The organism is Phreatobacter oligotrophus (assembly GCF_003046185.1).
GTDB lineage: Bacteria > Pseudomonadota > Alphaproteobacteria > Rhizobiales > Phreatobacteraceae > Phreatobacter > Phreatobacter oligotrophus.
This window is the reverse complement of sequence record NZ_PZZL01000002.1, coordinates 662,608-679,383: the sequence shown is the minus strand read 5'-3', so window position 1 is coordinate 679,383 and position 16,776 is coordinate 662,608. Positions and strand designations below refer to the sequence as shown.

The 16,776-nt window shown below is 68.2% G+C and carries 11 protein-coding genes and 1 pseudogene; 7 read left to right on the top strand and 5 right to left on the bottom strand.

Going from position 1 to position 16,776, the window contains the following annotated elements:
* Positions 1 to 369: integrase core domain-containing protein (locus C8P69_RS07185; protein ID WP_146167301.1), on the top strand; the 369-nt coding region annotated here is incomplete at its 5' end.
* A gap of 1,118 nt (positions 370 to 1,487) precedes the next feature.
* Here the strand turns inward: C8P69_RS07185 and C8P69_RS07180 are convergent.
* Both C8P69_RS07180 and C8P69_RS07175 read right to left on the bottom strand, forming a co-directional pair.
* The gene (locus tag C8P69_RS07180; protein WP_108175480.1) at positions 1,488 to 2,219 is read right to left on the bottom strand and encodes an ABC transporter ATP-binding protein; all 732 of its coding nucleotides are present in this window, start codon (positions 2,217 to 2,219) and stop codon (positions 1,488 to 1,490) included.
* On the bottom strand, positions 2,219 to 3,937 hold the full coding sequence (locus tag C8P69_RS07175; protein ID WP_108175478.1) for an HlyD family secretion protein: 1,719 nt from the start codon (positions 3,935 to 3,937) through the stop codon (positions 2,219 to 2,221). Before C8P69_RS07175 ends, C8P69_RS07180 begins: the two co-directional genes overlap by 1 nt.
* Positions 3,938 to 4,134: 197 nt before the next feature.
* On the opposite strand from C8P69_RS07175, the gene C8P69_RS07170 reads away from it, so the two are divergent.
* Positions 4,135 to 4,593, top strand: a complete 459-nt coding sequence (locus C8P69_RS07170) for a DUF3237 domain-containing protein (protein ID WP_108175476.1) — start codon at positions 4,135 to 4,137, stop codon at positions 4,591 to 4,593.
* A 62-nt stretch (positions 4,594 to 4,655) separates the two neighbouring features.
* Positions 4,656 to 5,627 carry a Bug family tripartite tricarboxylate transporter substrate binding protein gene (locus tag C8P69_RS07165; protein ID WP_108175474.1) on the top strand — a complete coding sequence of 324 codons (972 nt, stop codon included), beginning with the start codon at positions 4,656 to 4,658 and terminating at the stop codon, positions 5,625 to 5,627.
* A gap of 421 nt (positions 5,628 to 6,048) precedes the next feature.
* Here C8P69_RS07165 and C8P69_RS07160 read toward each other — a convergent pair whose 3' ends face one another.
* Positions 6,049 to 7,032: a tripartite tricarboxylate transporter substrate binding protein gene (locus C8P69_RS07160; RefSeq protein WP_108175472.1), complete on the bottom strand. Its 984-nt coding sequence runs from the start codon at positions 7,030 to 7,032 to the stop codon at positions 6,049 to 6,051.
* A 137-nt stretch (positions 7,033 to 7,169) separates the two neighbouring features.
* On the opposite strand from C8P69_RS07160, the gene C8P69_RS07155 reads away from it, so the two are divergent.
* The 4 genes and pseudogenes from C8P69_RS07155 (at position 7,170) to uvrB (ending at position 15,092) form a co-directional block, all read left to right on the top strand.
* A complete protein-coding gene (locus tag C8P69_RS07155) occupies positions 7,170 to 8,384 on the top strand; it encodes a putative DNA modification/repair radical SAM protein (RefSeq protein ID WP_108175593.1) in 1,215 nt (404 codons plus the stop codon).
* A 5-nt stretch (positions 8,385 to 8,389) separates the two neighbouring features.
* Positions 8,390 to 9,826: pseudogene (locus C8P69_RS07150) on the top strand (UdgX family uracil-DNA binding protein).
* A 209-nt stretch (positions 9,827 to 10,035) separates the two neighbouring features.
* On the top strand, positions 10,036 to 12,354 hold the full coding sequence (locus C8P69_RS07145; RefSeq protein WP_108175470.1) for a methyl-accepting chemotaxis protein: 2,319 nt from the start codon (positions 10,036 to 10,038) through the stop codon (positions 12,352 to 12,354).
* A gap of 95 nt (positions 12,355 to 12,449) precedes the next feature.
* On the top strand, positions 12,450 to 15,092 hold the full coding sequence (gene uvrB / locus C8P69_RS07140) for an excinuclease ABC subunit UvrB (RefSeq protein ID WP_108175468.1): 2,643 nt from the start codon (positions 12,450 to 12,452) through the stop codon (positions 15,090 to 15,092).
* A gap of 16 nt (positions 15,093 to 15,108) precedes the next feature.
* Here the strand turns inward: uvrB and C8P69_RS23475 are convergent, their stop codons facing one another.
* Together C8P69_RS23475 and C8P69_RS23470 are read right to left on the bottom strand one after the other, a co-directional pair.
* Positions 15,109 to 15,690 (bottom strand): Swt1 family HEPN domain-containing protein, encoded by a 582-nt coding sequence (locus C8P69_RS23475; RefSeq protein ID WP_146167300.1) that lies wholly within the window; start codon positions 15,688 to 15,690, stop codon positions 15,109 to 15,111.
* A gap of 3 nt (positions 15,691 to 15,693) precedes the next feature.
* Complete coding sequence (locus tag C8P69_RS23470; protein ID WP_170118150.1) at positions 15,694 to 16,566, bottom strand: DUF5343 domain-containing protein; 873 nt, start codon at positions 16,564 to 16,566, stop codon at positions 15,694 to 15,696.
* Positions 16,567 to 16,776: the final 210 nt, after the last annotated feature.

Here is a 16,776-nt window from a genome sequence, read left to right as displayed (position 1 = left end):
TCCGGAGAAATGGTCCGCGATCTGATGGTGGCCTGCGTGGAGCGGCGCTTCGGCTCGACCAAAACACCTCGGCCCGTGGAATGGCTGTCCGATAACGGCAGTGCCTACATTGCGAAGGAAACTGCTCAGATTGCCACTGCGCTCGGCCTGCGCCTGGCGTTCACGCCGGTCCGATCGCCCGAGAGCAATGGGATCTCCGAGGCCTTCGTGAAGACCCTCAAGCGCGACTATGCCCGCGTCACGCTACTCCCCGATGCGTTGACTGTCCTCGGTCTTCTCCCCGGCTGGTTCGAGGACTACAACACCGTCCACCCGCACTCTGGCCTGCGCATGCTCTCCCCGCGAGAGTTCATCGCTCAGAGTGCCTAGATCAACCGGCTACCTGTCCGGCGAAACGGGGTGCACTCCACGGGACAGCTTTTTGAGAGGGCGCATCCGCACCCTCTGCCCGCCGGGGAGAGGCACGGTACCGTCCCCATCGCGACCTCGTCCGCGCCTTCCCTCAGCGCCCTGCCGCTGTTCAGCGACCGCTGGCATATGTCAGCAAAATACTGCCGTAGAGAAAATCATCCGACCTGACGGAAAAGACGACGGCTAAACCAATTTCGTGAGTGGCTTGGAAAATTCCACCTCCTTTTTACGGCGAGTGATGGAGGCGATTCCATCTGGTGGGGCCATGCCATAAGTCTTTCTTGCGGCGCTCTTGCAACGTCACGTGAGGGCTGGTTACTATCCAATAGTACCGCCTTTCGGAGTCCTCTATGGCAAGAGAAGTCCCCATTGCGTCCTCAACGATGATCCTGGGTGCCGCATTTGCGCTGTTCGCCATATTACTCGACGGCGCGCATAGTGGAGTGTCGGCTCAGCATGAGAATGCCGGACCAGCTTTTCGTGGAATCGATGATGCTCGAGGAATACCTGGCTGCAAGATCGTGCGGTTGGTGGACGGTCGATCACTGAGATGGCGCGGACAGACGGTCTCGGTCGGCGGAACATGCCCGCCGGACTTTTTGAGTGCGCGCTACGTGAACACCAGCACGCTAATCATCAATGGTCGGACTTGCCGCTGGGCAAGCAGCGCGCCGAATAGCGGCTTTTGCCAATAACTGCTTCAACAGTTTCCCAGATGTGCGTCTGCAAAGGACTGGCACCGACACGTTCGTCGTCAGGGCGTGCGGCGCCCGCCCCGAGGGCCAGGGCTGCGCGACGATCAACGTCACGCTGCAGGTTCAGTAGCGCGGCTGCCCATGGCGGGCCTGCCCCAGCCGTGACGGACATTCGCAAATGCCCGGCACAGGGCCGGGCATGATGGGTGGAGGCTCCGAAGAGCTTTCGGAGAGGGCGCATCCCCCACCTCTCCCCGGCGGGGAGAGGTCGGCCGCAGGCCGGGAGAGGGGGCTTCGCGTCAACCGGGAGGCAACTCCCCCTCTCCCGCCTCGCTGACGCTCGGCGACCTCTCCCCGCCGGGGAGAGGTGGAGCGCCCCCCTCACGCCATCTCGTCGACCAGCTCCCCCAGGGCCTTGCCGGCATCCAGCGGCTCCTGCCGCGTGTCGGAGAGCACCTTGCCGTCCCGGAACCGCACCACCCGGCCGGCGAAGGTCGCGACATCGGCCTCATGCGTCACGATGAGCACCGTCATGCCCTGCCGGTTCAGCTCCTGGAACAGCGCCATGATCTCCAGCGAGGTGCGGCTGTCGAGGGCCCCCGTCGGCTCGTCGGCGAGCAGCACGCGCGGCCGGTTGACCAGCGCACGGGCGATGGCGACGCGCTGCTGCTGGCCGCCCGAGAGCTGGGTCGGCAGGTGGTGCACGCGTTCGGCGAGGCCGACGCGGGCGAGGGCCTCCTCGGCGCGCTTCTTCCGGTCGCGGCGGGCGACGCCGGCATAGACCATGGGCAGCGCCACATTGGCCAGCGCGTCCTGGCGGTCGAGCAGGTTGAACTGCTGGAAGACGAAGCCGATCTTGCGGTTGCGGACATCGGCGAGGGCATCCGCCGACATGGCCGAGACCTCCTCGCCGTCGAGCACGTAGCGGCCGGCGGTCGGTCGATCGAGGCAGCCCACCATGTTCATGAAGGTCGACTTGCCCGAGCCCGACGGCCCCATGACAGCGACGAACTCGCCCTCCTCGACCTTGACGGAGACGCCGGCCAGCGCCGTCACCACCTGGTCGCCGAGCGTGTAGTGCCTTGCCAAATCGCTCGTGTCGATGAGCGGCATCAGAACATCCGGAAGCCGCGGGCCGCCGGGGCGCTGCCGCCCGGGCCCTGACCGGTGCCGATGATGAGCTCGCGGCCGGCCTCGAGATCGCCGGAGAGCACCTCGGTCATGGCGCCGTCGGAGACGCCGACGCGCACCGACACCGCCTGCGGCTTGCCGTCGGCGCCCACGACGAAGACGCGGCCGGGCATGCCGCCATCGGCGCCGCGCGAGCCGTCATAGCGGGCGCGGATGTCGGCGAAGCTCCTGCGCTGGTCGGCATTTAGCACCGCCTCGATCTTGCGCGCCATCTCGGCGCGGATCTCGCGGAGGCGCTCGACGCGCTGGTTGCGGTCCAGGGAGGGGTCGCCCAGCGCACGGAACAGCGGCCGCGTCTCGGCCACGATGGCATCGATCCGCTCGCGCTGGGTGGCGTCGAGCGTCAGCTCGGTCTTCAGCGTCTCGACGAACTCGCCGATCTGGCGACCGCCGCCTCCGCCGCCGCCTCCACCGCCGCCACCGCCCGGACCGCCGCGCGGGCCGCCCATCGGCGGGGGACCGAACGGATTGGCCGCCGCCTGCGGCTGCGGGCGTGGCTCGGCCGGGGTCGCGCCGGCGGGCCGCCAGCGCAGCGCCGCGTTCGGCACGCGCAGCACGCCCTCGCGGCGGTCGGTGATGACGCGCAGCGTCGCGGTCATGCCCGGCAGCAGCTCCATGCGCGGGTTCGAGAAGGAGATGATCGCTGTGTAAATGACGACGTTCTGAACCGTCTGCGAGCCGAGGCGGACGAGCTTCACCTCGCCGGTGAATTCGCGGCCCGGATAGGCATTGACCGAGAAGGTGACGGTTTGGCCGCTGCGGACGCGGCCCACATCGGCCTCGTCGACATTGGCGTAGATCTCCATGGAGCGCAGGTCCTGCGCCACCAGGAACAGGGTCGGCGCCTGCAGCGAGGCGGCCACCGTCTGGCCGAGCTCGACCTGCCGCTGCACCACGGTGCCCTTCACCGGCGAGCGGATCTCGGTGTTGGAGAGGTCGACCTCGATCTGCCGCACCACCGCCTCGCGCTGGGCGATCTGTGCATCGACCGAGCCGATCTGCGCCTCGGCCACCTTCAGCGCCGCCTGCAGCGACAGCTTGGAGGCTTCGGAGGATTCGATCTGCGCCCTTGCCGAGTCCCGCGCCGCGCGCTGCGTTTCCGCCGTGGCGCGGGCCGTATCGATCACCGCCTGGGCCACCGCCCCGCGGGCGCCGAGCTCGCGCTGGCGGACATAGTTGCGCTCGGCCTCGGCGAGCTGCGCCTCGACCTGGGCGAGCTTGGCCACCGCATCGACGCGGGCGGCCTCGGAGCGGGTGATGTCGGCGCGGGCCTGCTCGATCTGGGCAAGCTGCACCTGCCGCGCCGCGCGCACATTGGCGAGGTCGGCGCGGGCCCCGTCGAGGCGCGCCCGCACCTGGGTCGGGTCGAGGCGGGCCAGCACCTGGCCGGGCTCGACCTGCGAATTGTAGTCGGCGAGGATCTCCAGCACCTGGCCGGAGACCTGCGAGCCGACGACGACGGTGGAGATCGGGTTGATCGTGCCGGTGGCATTGACCGCTGCGATCACGTCGCCGCGGTCGGCCTTGGCGGTGCGCCAGGCCGGCTGCTCCGCCACCGCAAGGCTGCCCGGGCCGGTGAACCACCAGCCGGCGCCTCCCAGGGCGGCGATGATGAGGACGAGAACGGCCCAGCGGCGCATGCGGATGGTCACTCCTGTACCGCGTCTTCTACCATGCCGGGCGCGGGCGTTCACATGACAGTTTGGAAAGGTGCGGAACTGCCATATCGGGCGGCTGATCGTTATTGACAATAACGATCGCGACCGGCGACCTTCCTCCCCCGTCCGATGCCGCACAGAGTGGGCCAAAAGAAGCCCGACCGAACCCGGAAACGCCGATGCCCGCCCCGCGCCTTGTTCCCGTCTTCTCCATCGCCGCCGCGGTCGCGCCGGCCGTCGAGGTCGGCGTCACGCCGCTCGGCGAACGCCGGCTCATCCCCATCCTCGGCGGCGAGGTGACGGGACCCCGCCTCACCGGCACGGTGCTGCCCGGCGGCACCGACTACCAGTCGATCCGCGACGAGGGCCTCGCCGACATCCACGCCCGCTACGTCATCGAGACGCCCGAGGGCGCGCGCATCTATGTCGAGAACACCGGCATCCGCCGCGGCCCGCCCGACCTCATCGCCCGCCTGCGCCGCGGCGAGACGGTGGATGCGTCCCAGATCTACTTCCGCACCGTGCCGCGTTTCGAGACCGCCTCGCCCGACCATCTCTGGCTGATGCGGTCCATCTTCGTCTGCATCGGCACGCGCCTGCCCGACCGCGTCCTCCTCGACGTCTACGAGGTGGACTGACCCCAGCTGATCCCGGCGAGCGGCCGCCGCCCCCGACAGACAAGCCGCAGGGAGGACCACACGTGAAAGCACTTCTTGGAGCGGCCGTCGCCGCCATCGGCCTCGCCACGGCCCTCGGCCCCATGCCCGCCATGGCGCAGGGGGCGCGCACCATCACCCTCGTCTCCGGCTTTGCCGCCGGCACCGCGCCGGACACGCTCGCCCGCATCCTCGCCGAGGCCATGCAGCGCGCCGGCAATGCCTCCGTCGTCGTCGAGAACGTGCCGGGCGCCGGCGGCCAGGTCGCCTCGGCCCGCGTTGCCCGCGCCGCGGCGGATGGCGCCACCGTCCTTCTCGGCGAGGTCGGCTCGGTCGCCATCGCGCCCTTCGCCTTCGCCACGCTCCCCTATGATCCCGCCCGGGACTTCACCTATGTGAGCGAGGTGGCCCGCACCACCTTCGCCTTCGCCGTGCCGGCCCAGGGCGGACCTGCCACCATGGCCGCCTTCGTCGAGGCGGCGAAGAAGGCCGACCGCACCCTGCTCGGCACGTTTGGCGTCACCAGCCCCGCCCATATCGCCGCCGAGCTCTTCGCCCAGAGCGCCGGCTTCAAGGGCGAGCCTGTCCACTACCGCGCCGTGGCCGACGGCATCGGCGACATCGCCCGCGGCCAGACCGCCGGCGCCTTCCTCTCGGTGCCGCTGGCGTCGGCGCAGATCCGCTCCGGCGGCATTCGCGCCATCGTCCAGACCGGCGAGACGCGCTCGCCCATGCTCCCCGACGTGCCGACCGCCCGCGAGGCCGGCATGCCGGACCTCACCATCGCCTCCTGGTTCGTGCTGATGGTGCCGGCGGCAACCCCCGCCGCCACCGTCGCCGAGATCCACCGCGCCGCGGCCGCCGCCATGAAGGACCCGGCGGCGCTGGAGCGCCTGCGCGGCGCCGGCTTCGAGGCGGTCGGTTCCAGCCCGGACGAGGTCAGGGCCATGATCGCCCGCGAGCGCGACCGCTGGAAGCCGGTCATCGAGCGCGCCGGCATCCGGATCACGAACTGAGGGGTGGGGGGGGCTAGACGGGCTCCTGGCCCGGCCATCCAGCGCCGGAAACACCTCCCGTCATGCCCGGCCCCGTGCCGGGCATCCACGACTTGAACACGGCGCGGGCAAGGGAATTCCTGGATGCCCGGGCCGAGCACGGGCATGACGGTTCAGGGAACTCAGTCGGCCGCGACTTTCGGAAAGGGCTCCACCGCCACCTCTCCCCGGCGGGGAGAGGTCGGCCGCAGGCCGGGAGAGGGGGTGGGTCGTTCCCGCGAAGGCTCCCCCTCACCCGCCTCGCTGCGCTCGGCGACCTCTCCCCGCCGGGGAGAGGTGGGACGTTGCCCTCTCCGTCATGCCCGGCCTCGTGCGTCGCCTCCGCGGACAAGCCCTGCATGACGCACTTCGGTCTTGCAGGGCGACAGAACCGGCTCTCCCCTCACTCGATCTTCGCACCCGAGGTCTTCACGATCTCCGCCCATACCTTGAGGTCGGCGTCGAGCCGCGCCGCAAGCTCGGCCGGGGTGGAGGTCACCACCTCCGCCCCCTGCTGGGCGAACTTTGCCTTCACCTGCTCGTCGGCCAGCGCCCGGTGGGTGGCCGCCACCAGCCTGTCGACGATGGGCTGCGGCGTGCCGGCCACCGCATAGAGCGCGATCCACAGCTCGGCGTCGAAGCCCGGCACCGTCTCGGCGATGGTGGGGACCTGCGGCACGAAGCTGTTGCGCTTCAGCGTCGACACGCCGAGCGCCCGCACCGTGCCCGCCTGGATCTGGCTGATCGCCGCCGGCAGGTTGGCGAAGGTGATCGGCACATGGCCGGCGATCACGTCGGTCAGCGCCGGGGCGATGCCGCGATAGGGGATGTGCTTGAGGTCGATCCCGGCGCGCGACTTCAGCATCTCGCCGACCAGATGGTTCAGCGTGCCGTTGCCGGCCGAGGCATAGTGGTAGAAGCCCGGCTTCTCCTTCGCCATGCGGATGAGGTCCGCCACCGACCTCGCCTCGAAACCCGGATGGACGAGAAGCACGTTCGGCACCGTGCCGAGCAGCGAGACGGGCGCGAAATCCTTCACCGGGTCGAAGCCCGTGCGGGCGTAGAGGGCCGGGTTGATGGCCTGGCTGGCGGAGATGGTGACGAGCAGCGTGTAGCCGTCCGGCGTGGAGCGGGCAGCCGCCTGCGAGCCGAGATTGCCGCCGGCGCCGGCGCGGTTCTCGACGACGAAGCGCTGGCCCATCACCTCCGACAGCTTCTCCGCGAGGATGCGGCCGATGATGTCGTTCGCCCCGCCGGCCGCCTGCGGCACGATCACCGTCACCGGACGGTTCGGATAGTCGACCTGGGCGCGGGCGGTGCCGGCGAGGGCAGGCGCGGCGGCGGCGATGAGGCCGAGGGCATGGCGGCGGTCGATCGGGCGGGTCATGGCAAGTCCGATGGTCTGGGAACGGGCCCGCGATGGGTGCCACGCTCCAGCGCCGTGCGGTAGCGGCCTTTCGGCAGGGCGGCATTGATCCGGCGGGACAAAGAGAACATATAAGGAACGGAAAGCCGGGGATGCGGATGGACGAGACCCTGTCGAAGAAGCTGCGGATCCTCGCCGATGCCGCCAAATACGACGCCTCCTGCGCCTCATCCGGCGCGCCCAAACGCTCGGGCGGCACCAAGGGCCTCGGCTCCACCACCGGCTCGGGCATCTGCCATGCCTATACGCCGGACGGGCGTTGCATCTCGCTGCTGAAGATCCTGCTCACCAATTATTGCCTCTACGAATGCGCCTACTGCATCAACCGCCGCTCCTCGAACGTCCGGCGGGCGCGCTTCACGGTGCAGGAGGTCGTCGACCTGACGGTGAACTTCTACAAGCGCAACTACATCGAGGGCCTGTTCCTCTCCTCCGGCATCGTCAAGACGCCCGACCACACGATGGAGGAGATGATCGAGGTGGCGAAGAAGCTCCGCCGCGACCACCGATTTGCCGGCTACATTCATCTCAAGACCATCCCCGAGGCGAGTCCCTGGCTGATCGAGCAGGCGGGCCTGTGGGCCGACCGCCTGTCCATCAATCTGGAACTGCCGAGCCAGCAGAGCCTCGAAACCCTCGCGCCGGAGAAGAACGGCCGCACGATCCGCGCCGCCATGGGCCAGATGCACGAGCGCATCACCGAGGCCAAGGCGGAGAAGCGCCGCTTCTCGCCCGCCGGCCAGAGCACCCAGATGATCGTCGGCGCCGACGCCACGACGGATGAGGGCGTGCTGCGCACCAGCGACGGGCTCTATCGCAGTTACAAGCTCCGTCGCGTCTATTACTCCGCCTTCAGCCCCATCCCCGAGCCGAGCCGGGTCCTCCCCCTGAAGGCCCCGCCGCTGCAGCGCGAACACCGGCTCTACCAGGCCGACTGGCTGCTGCGCTTCTACGGCTTCTCGGTGGACGAGGTGGCAGCCGGGGGCGATGCCGGCATGCTGGACCTCGACATCGATCCCAAGCTCGCCTGGGCGCTGAAGCATCGCGAGCGCTTTCCCGTCGACGTCAACACGGCCGACCGCGAGTTGCTGCTGCGCGTGCCGGGCCTCGGCACCCGCGTGGTGGACCGCATCATCGCCGCCCGCCGCCACACGACGCTCCGGCTCGACGATCTGGCGCGGCTGACGCCTGGCCTGAAGCGCGCCCGGCCCTTCCTGGTGACGCCCGACCACCGGCCGACGCGGCTGATCGACCGGCAGGACCTGCGCGCCCGCATCGCGCCGAAGCCGGCGCAGCTCGAACTGTTCGGCTGACGCCAATGGGCCGCGAGGTCAGGGATATGGCTCGGTCGTCCCTCGTGCAGGTCCGCCTCGGCGCGGGCGCCGATCTCGACGGCTTCCGCGCCGCCGCGCGCAGCCTCGTTGCGGGCGGCGTGCCGCCGGAGGCCGTGGTGTTCACATCGGGCGAGGCGGCCGATCTCTTCGGCGCGCCGGTCCTGCCGGAGGGCGAGCCACTCAGTCTGCCGCGCGCCGCCGCCGATCTCGTCCAGCTCGTCGCCTGCCATCGCGATCCCGAGCGCTGGGCGCTGCTCTACCGCCTCATCTGGCGGCTCACCCACGGCGAGAAGGCGCTCTTGGAGGTGATGAGCGACCCGCTGGTCCACCGCCTCGCCATGATGGCCAAGGCCATCCGCCGCGACCTCCACAAGATGCACGCCTTCGTCCGCTTCCGCCGCGTCGAGACGGCGGAGGGCGAGCGCTACATCGCCTGGTTCGAGCCGGACAACCACATCCTCGCTGCGGCGGCGCCCTTCTTCCGCAACCGCTTCGGCTCGCTCGACTGGACCATCCTGACCCCCGGGGGCCGGGTCCGCTGGACCGGCGGTGCGCTGCATTACGGCCCGCCCGCGACGCGCGACGAGGCGCCGACCGGCGACGGCTTCGAGGAGGGCTGGCGCGACTATTACGAGAGCACTTTCAACCCGGCCCGGTTGAACACCACGGCCATGCGGGCGGAGATGCCGAAGAAGTACTGGCGCAACATGCCGGAGACGGCGGCCATCCCCGCCCTGGTGCGCGCCGCGACCTCGCGCGTTGGGGACATGATGGACAGGGAGCCCGCCATGCCCGTGAAGCGCAATCCCGACAAGGCCGTCGCCGCCATGCAGGACCAGGCGCCCCGCTCGCTGGACGAGCTGAACCGCATCATCGCCGCCTCCGGGCCGCTGGTGCCGGGCGCCACCCGCGCCGTGCTGGGGGAGGGTCCCGTCGGCGCGGCCATCGCCTTTGTCGGCGAGCAGCCCGGCGACCAGGAGGATCTCCAGGGCCGCCCCTTTGTCGGTCCTGCCGGCCAGCTCCTCGACCGCGCGCTGGAGGAGGCGGGCATCGACCGGGCCGACGTCTATCTCACCAATGCGGTGAAGCACTTCAAGTTCGTCCGCCGCGGCTCCCGCCGCATCCATGAATCACCGACCGCCGGCGAGGTGAAGCATTATCGCTGGTGGCTGGAACGGGAGCTCGACCTCGTCCGTCCCGGGTTCGTCGTGGCGCTGGGCGCCACCGCGGCGCTCGCCCTCACCGGCCACGCCGTGCCCGTCGGCCGCAATCGCTGACCCTTCCGCTTCGGCGAGAGGCCAGGATACCTTACCGTCCACCCCTCGTCGCTGCTGCGCCAGCCCGATCCGGCGGCGCGGGAGGAAGGTTTCCGCCTCTATCGCGAGGATTTCAGCCGTATCCGCGACCTCGCGGCCGGCTGACGGTTTCGCTGGCGCGATCGCGATCCAGCATTCGGCAGAACCCGGCGACCGGTCGGCGGCGCCAATGCGGGACTGGCCCAGGCGCGGCCTTGATCCTTCGCGGCGACACCTGCGCGGCGATCATCGATAGTTGCGATTAAAACATTCCGTTAATGTAATATTAGCCAGAAACAACGAACATCGGTTGTGAGATTCGGGGGTCCGCAACCATGATGTTCCTGCGCAATGCGTCCATCGGGCGCCGCATCGCCTTTGCCGTGATCGTTCCGCTGCTCGCTGCCATCGGCTTCGGCGGCGATATTGTCTGGGAGAGCTGGCAGGAGGCCGGCGCTGCTCGCCAGATGGCCTCGGTCGCCGCGTCCGGCCCGCAATTCGGCGCGGTCGTGCACGAATTGCAGACGGAGCGCGGTCTCACCAACACCGTTCTGCGCAATCCGCAGAACCGCGCCGCCGTCGAGGCGCGCGCCGCACAGCTGTCCAAGGTGGATCTCGCACTCGGCGCGCTGCGCGGCGCTGTCACCGCCGCCGTCGCCGAGATGGGCGAGGGAGCGTCGACCGCCCGCGAGGCGCTGGCGCGGATCGACGATCTCTCGGCCCTGCGCCAGGCGGTCGATGCCCGGTCCATCGCGCCCGATGCGGCCCTCGCCCGCTACACCGCCATCATCGATGGCTTCCTTGCCCCCGTGGAATCCCTTGCCCGCCATGGCCGCGTCGGCCCGACGGCGCGGGCCGTCGTCGTCTATGCCAGCGTGCTGCGCGCCAAGGAGGCGGCCGGCCTCGAACGCGCCACCGGCGCCGGCGCCTTCTCGGCGACCGGCTTTGCGCGGGACCGCTTCCAGCGCTTCGCGGAGCTGGCCGCGATCCAGGACAGCTATCTCGCCGTCGCCCGGCGCTATGGCAGCACCGAGCAGGCCCGCCGGATCGCCGAACTCGGCCAGTCGCCACAGGGCGAGGCGGTCGGGCGGCTGCGGGCGCTCGCGGCGCGCGCCGCGCTGAACGGCGGTGAGGGTATGGATCCGCTGGAATGGTTCCGCGTCTCGACGGGCCGGATCGACGCCATGAAGGCCATCGAGGACGCGTTCAGCCAGGACCTCACCGCGGTCATCGCCAGTGCTGCGGAGGAGGCGCGCCGCCGGCTGGTGCTGGTCGGCGGCATCGTCCTCGCGGTCACGCTGCTCGCCGCCGTGGCGGCGTGGCTCGCGGCGCGGTCTATCACCCACCCGCTGCAGTCCCTGACCGCCCACATGCAGCGCCTTGCGGAGGGCGACACGACCGGCGAGCTGGACGGCGCCGACCGCACCAACGAGATCGGCGCCATGGTACGGGCGGTGCAGGTCTTCCGCGACAATGCCCTCGCCCGTGAACGGCTGGAACAGGAGGCCGAGCTCGAGCGCCAGCGCGAGTTGCACCGCCAGTCGGTGCTGGAGGAGCTGATCGCCGCCTTCCGCCTCTCCGTCGCCGATGTGGTCAAGGCGGTGGATGGCGAGATCGTCGGCATGCAGCGCACCGCCGCCTCGCTCGAAGGTGTCGCCGGACAGGCGATCGACAGGGCCGGACGGGGCCGCGACGCCTCAGGCGCCTCGTCCACCGACATGCAGTCCGTCTCCGCGGCAGCCGAGGAGCTGATCAGCTCGATCAGCGAGATCTCCAGCCGCATCCACACCACCAGCGCCTGCATCGGCCGGGCGACGGACGCCTCCCAGGCCACCGACGCCGAAGTCTCCGGCCTTGCCGACCTCGCCGGCAAGATCGGCACCATCGTCGACATCATCCGCTCCATCGCCGAGCAGACCAACCTTCTCGCCCTCAACGCCACGATCGAGGCGGCGCGGGCCGGCGAGGCCGGTCGCGGCTTCGCCATCGTCGCCTCCGAGGTCAAGGCTCTCGCCAGCCAGACCTCCAGCGCCACCGACGAGATCGCCACCCAGATCGGCGCGATCCAGGCGGCGACCCGCAACACCGTTTCGGCCATCCGCGGGATCGGCGGCACGGTGGCCGAGATCGGCGACCTCACCACCTCCATCGCCGCCGCGGTGGAGGAGCAGACGGCGGCCACCCAGGAGATCGCCGCCGCCATCAGCCGCGCCTCCGAGGGATCGGGCGCCGTGCTGCGGGCCATCACCGATGTCACCGTGGTCATCGACGAGACCAATGCCGAGGCGCGCCGCGTCGCCGGGGCGGGCGAGCTGCTGTCGGACGCCACCCGCCGCCTCATCGGCGGCGTCGACACCTTCCTCGCCGACCTCGCCCGGGACGTGAAGGACCGTCGCAGCGCGGTGCGCCGCCGCAGCACCCAGGCCGTCCTCGTTCTGAGCGACGGCCGCAGCATGAAGGCGCGGCTCGCCGACATCTCCGAGACCGGCGCACGGGTGCAGGACGTTCCGACGCTCCCCGAGGGCCAGCGCGTCACCCTGCGCTTCATGGACGGCGCCGAGATGGGTGCGCAGGTCGTCTGGGCCAGGGACGGCGCCATCGGCCTGCGGTTCGACCTGCCGATCGGCGATGCCGTGATGCGCCGCGCCGCCTGACGCGCAGCCGTCCCGCTGCCAACCCCTGGCAGCAGCATGGCGGGAGGGCGGCCTTCGCCCTTTCCGCCGCCGGCCGGCGGGCCCATATTGCCGCCATGCCGAAAAGCCCCAAACCGTCCGCTGGTCCCGCCGCCGCGTCGAAGCCCGCCCGCGCGGCCAAAACCAAGGCGCCGAACTCGAAAGCCTCGAAGCCCGAGCTGCAGCCGCTCGGCCCGGCGCTGGCCGAGCTGCTCAACCCCGCCATCAACCGCGGCACGGCCGGCCTCGGCTCCGGCACCGGCCCGAATGCCGGTTTCGCCGAGGCCCCGCAGGCCGCCTTCAAGGCCGAGGCGAGCCTCGCCGACAAGGCGCTCGCCCACCGCCTCGGCATCGGCGTCGAACAGGCCCAGGCTCTCGACATCGAGGCGGAGGTCGGCAAGTCCGGTGTCACCGCCACGGTCAAGGCGCTGGAGCGGCTGATCCAGGAGGGCCGCCCGGAGGTCAACGGCCAGGTCTGGGTGCCGCACAAGCCGCCGCGGCCCGAGAAGTGGGAGGGCGGCAAGCGCTTCGAGATCGTCTCCGACTTCAAGCCCGCCGGCGACCAGCCCCAGGCCATCGCCGAGCTCGTCAGCGGCCTGCGCGCCGGCGAGCGCGACCAGGTCCTGCTCGGCGTCACCGGCTCGGGCAAGACCTTCACTGCCGCGCAGATCATCAACGAGACCCAGCGGCCCGCCATCGTGCTGGCGCCGAACAAGACGCTCGCCGCCCAGCTCTACGGCGAGTTCAAGAGCTTCTTCCCCAACAATGCGGTGGAGTATTTCGTCTCCTACTACGACTATTACCAGCCGGAGGCCTACGTTCCCCGCTCGGACACCTATATCGAGAAGGAATCCTCCATCAACGAGCAGATCGACCGGATGCGCCACTCGGCCACCCGCGCGCTGCTTGAGCGCGACGACGTCATCATCGTCGCCTCGGTCTCCTGCATCTACGGCATCGGCTCGGTCGAGACCTACACGGCCATGACCTTCGGCGTGAAGGTCGGCGAGCGGCTCGACCAGCGCCAGCTCATCGCCGACCTCATCGCGCTCCAGTACAAGCGCACGCAGATGGACTTCTCCCGCGGCACGTTCCGGGTGCGCGGCGACACGATCGAGCTCTTCCCCGCCCACCTCGAGGACCGCGCCTGGCGCATCAACCTCTTCGGCGACGAGGTCGAGTCCATCCACGAATTCGACCCGCTCACCGGCCAGAAGAATGCCGACCTCGGCTTCGTGAAGGTCTATGCCAATTCCCACTATGTCACGCCGCGCCCGACCCTCGTCCAGGCCATTTCCGGCATCAAGGAGGAGCTGAACTGGCGGCTGGAGGAGCTGAACCGCGCCGGCCGCCTGCTGGAGGCGCAGCGGCTGGAGCAGCGCACCCGCTTCGACCTCGAGATGATGGAGGCCACCGGCTCCTGCGCGGGCATCGAGAACTATTCCCGCTGGCTCACCGGCCGCCGCCCCGGCGAGCCGCCGCCGACCCTCTTCGAATATGTCCCCGACAACGCCCTCGTCTTCGTCGACGAGAGCCACGTCACCATCCCGCAGATCGGCGCCATGTATCGCGGCGACTTCCGCCGCAAGGCCACCCTCGCGGAATACGGCTTCCGCCTGCCCTCCTGCATGGACAACCGCCCCCTGCGCTTCGAGGAATGGGAGGCCATGCGGCCGCAGACCGTCCATGTCTCGGCCACCCCCGGCGGCTGGGAGCTGGAACAGACCGGCGGCACCTTCTCCGAACAGGTCATCCGCCCCACCGGCCTCATCGACCCGCCCTGCATCATCCGCCCCGCCCGCACCCAGGTCGACGACCTCATCGGCGAGGTGAAGGCCACCGCCGCCGCCGGCTATCGCTCCCTCGTCACCGTGCTGACGAAGCGCATGGCCGAGGACCTCACCGAGTACCTGCACGAGCAGGGCGTGCGCGTGCGCTACATGCATTCCGACATCGACACGATCGAGCGCATCGAGATCCTGCGCGACCTGCGCCTCGGCGCCTTCGACTGCCTCGTCGGCATCAACCTGCTGCGCGAGGGCCTCGACATCCCGGAATGTGCGCTGGTCGCCATCCTCGATGCCGACAAGGAAGGCTTCCTGCGCTCGGAGACCTCCCTGATCCAGACCATCGGCCGCGCTGCCCGCAACGTCGACGGCCGCGTGCTGCTCTATGCCGACACCATGACCGGCAGCCTCGAACGCGCCATCGCCGAGACCAACCGCCGCCGCGAGAAGCAGATGGCCTGGAACGAGGCCAACGGCATCACCCCGCAGACCATCAAGCGGCAGATCGCCCAGATCCTCGACAGCGTCTACGAGAAGGACCACGTCACCGTGGATGCCGGCCTCGCCAGGCAGGGCGCGGCGGTCGGCCACAACATGCAGGCGGTCATCGGCGACCTGGAGAAGCGGATGCGCGAGGCCGCCGCCGACCTGCGCTTCGAGGAGGCCGCGCGCCTGCGCGACGAGCTCAAGCGCCTGCGCGAGACCGAACTCGCCATCGCCGACGACCCGCTGGCCCGGCAGGAGGCGGTGGAGGACCGCACCGGCGGGTTCAGGGGGGCGAAGAAGTATGGCTCGCGGGGGAATTTGCCGCCGTCACGGGCCGCTAAGCCCGGGTTGGATGCCATGGGGCCGGGGACGGACCGCGAGGTGCCGATGGGCGCCGAGGTGAGGAAAAAGGGCGGGGGCAAGCCGGGGAAGGGGTGGAGGGGGTGAAACAGTGACTATGTTGTCACTGCATCAGTCGGTACCAATCCCGAAGAGCCAATTTGAGTCGCAGGATTTCATCCTCCGACAATACACCGCAGTGGGCAATTGTTCCTCGCAGCAAGTTTAGAGACGACATCACCTTTTCCAGACCCTTTTTACTGTTAATTATAGGACCAAATATGTCGAAATTCGCCTTTATTATTTCTCCAAGCTCTCCGAATGTGATATAATCAAGCGGGTCAGTCGATCGAAGTGATACTCCCGCGTCCCGTTCCCGCGTTTTGTTGTTGTTAGCTGACAGTTTTACGGCTTCTGGAACGCAAGCGTCCCACCAGTTTTCGCCCCTCTCTTCGCTTAGTGTCTGCGATATAAGAGATCGTATATCGTTCTCAAGCATATAGAATATTTCATAGTATGCAGCCATTTCGGCTGCTCGGTCTCTTATCTTTGCATTGATCTGAGGGATGTATGGCTGCAGTAATGGATCGGTTTTCACTTCACGAGATAGCCGCTCTCTTGAGTGGGAGTGCGTGGAATTGAGCCTGTCGACTTCAATTTGAAGTACGGCATTGTTAAGTAGAAAGCTCCTGAGTTTTTCGATCATCGTTTATCTCAGGAGATTTTCACGAATGCTGCAAAATATAGAATTGAATACCTCAATATTTGTTGTCTCAGGTAAGATAATGTTGATCTGATAGGACAGTCCTATGCTGCTGTTCCCCCTATCGTTTGGGGGCGCTAGCACGCCCCCAAGATCCGTTTTTTCTGCGCGATCGTCTGAATTCTTCGCAGTAGTTCTACTTTCATCGGATTTGGCGACATATCCCGCGAACGTCCGGAACGTACCAACAATGGCTCGCAAGGTTGGGTCGCTCCGCTCTCGCCCGGTTATGTCCACCACGATGTCCGCAATATCCTTCTCCGATAGGTGCTGAGCGAACTCGCGACGTTTGAATATATCGGGAAACCCATTTCTAAGAGCAGCGAGTGCTGCTTCACTGCGATTGTTTTCCGTACGGAATTTCGAATAGGTATCAGTGGGCCTACCATCGGTTTCGGTAAAGCCAACGCGCTTCAATACAGCTAGAACAGCACGAAAGCTGCTGCTTTTAAAGCCCCAAACATCTCCAACGTAATCAATCGTCAACTTGTCGGGCCTTGAAGCCTCGATGATTTTATCAAGAACCGACTTCAATTGGTTTGGCGCATTGACGTAGCAAAGGCCATCTGGGATGTCGGCCTTTGGCACCTTTACCGCCTTTTTTGCGGCGTCCGTCGGTGGCGGTACAGCCTTCTGGGCATCTTTAGGCGACCCCGTCATCCCCCCCCTCCAGCGCTCGGACTGCTCTTCTTCTGCGATCTCGCTTCCGTGAACAATATAGCGCGCTCGCAGCGGTTGCATAGACCTCGTGTGCTCGCTCTCAATGAGATGGAGGATGCCTGACACCATGCCGATCCCCGGGATCGTCGGTGCGGGCATCGCCGTGGGCTTAGGATGATGAGGTGGGTGTCTCGCATGACGCCCGCCCAGCCGGACACCGCCACGCAAGACGCAACCGACCTCATCCTGAGGTGCGAGCCCCGGCGATGCGTCGACATCGTCCGGCGGCGAGCCTCGAAGGGCGCACTTCGCGAGGTGCAACCCGGCAGACGCTTCAGGGGATAACTCCGCCCCCCTCCCATCCTCCCC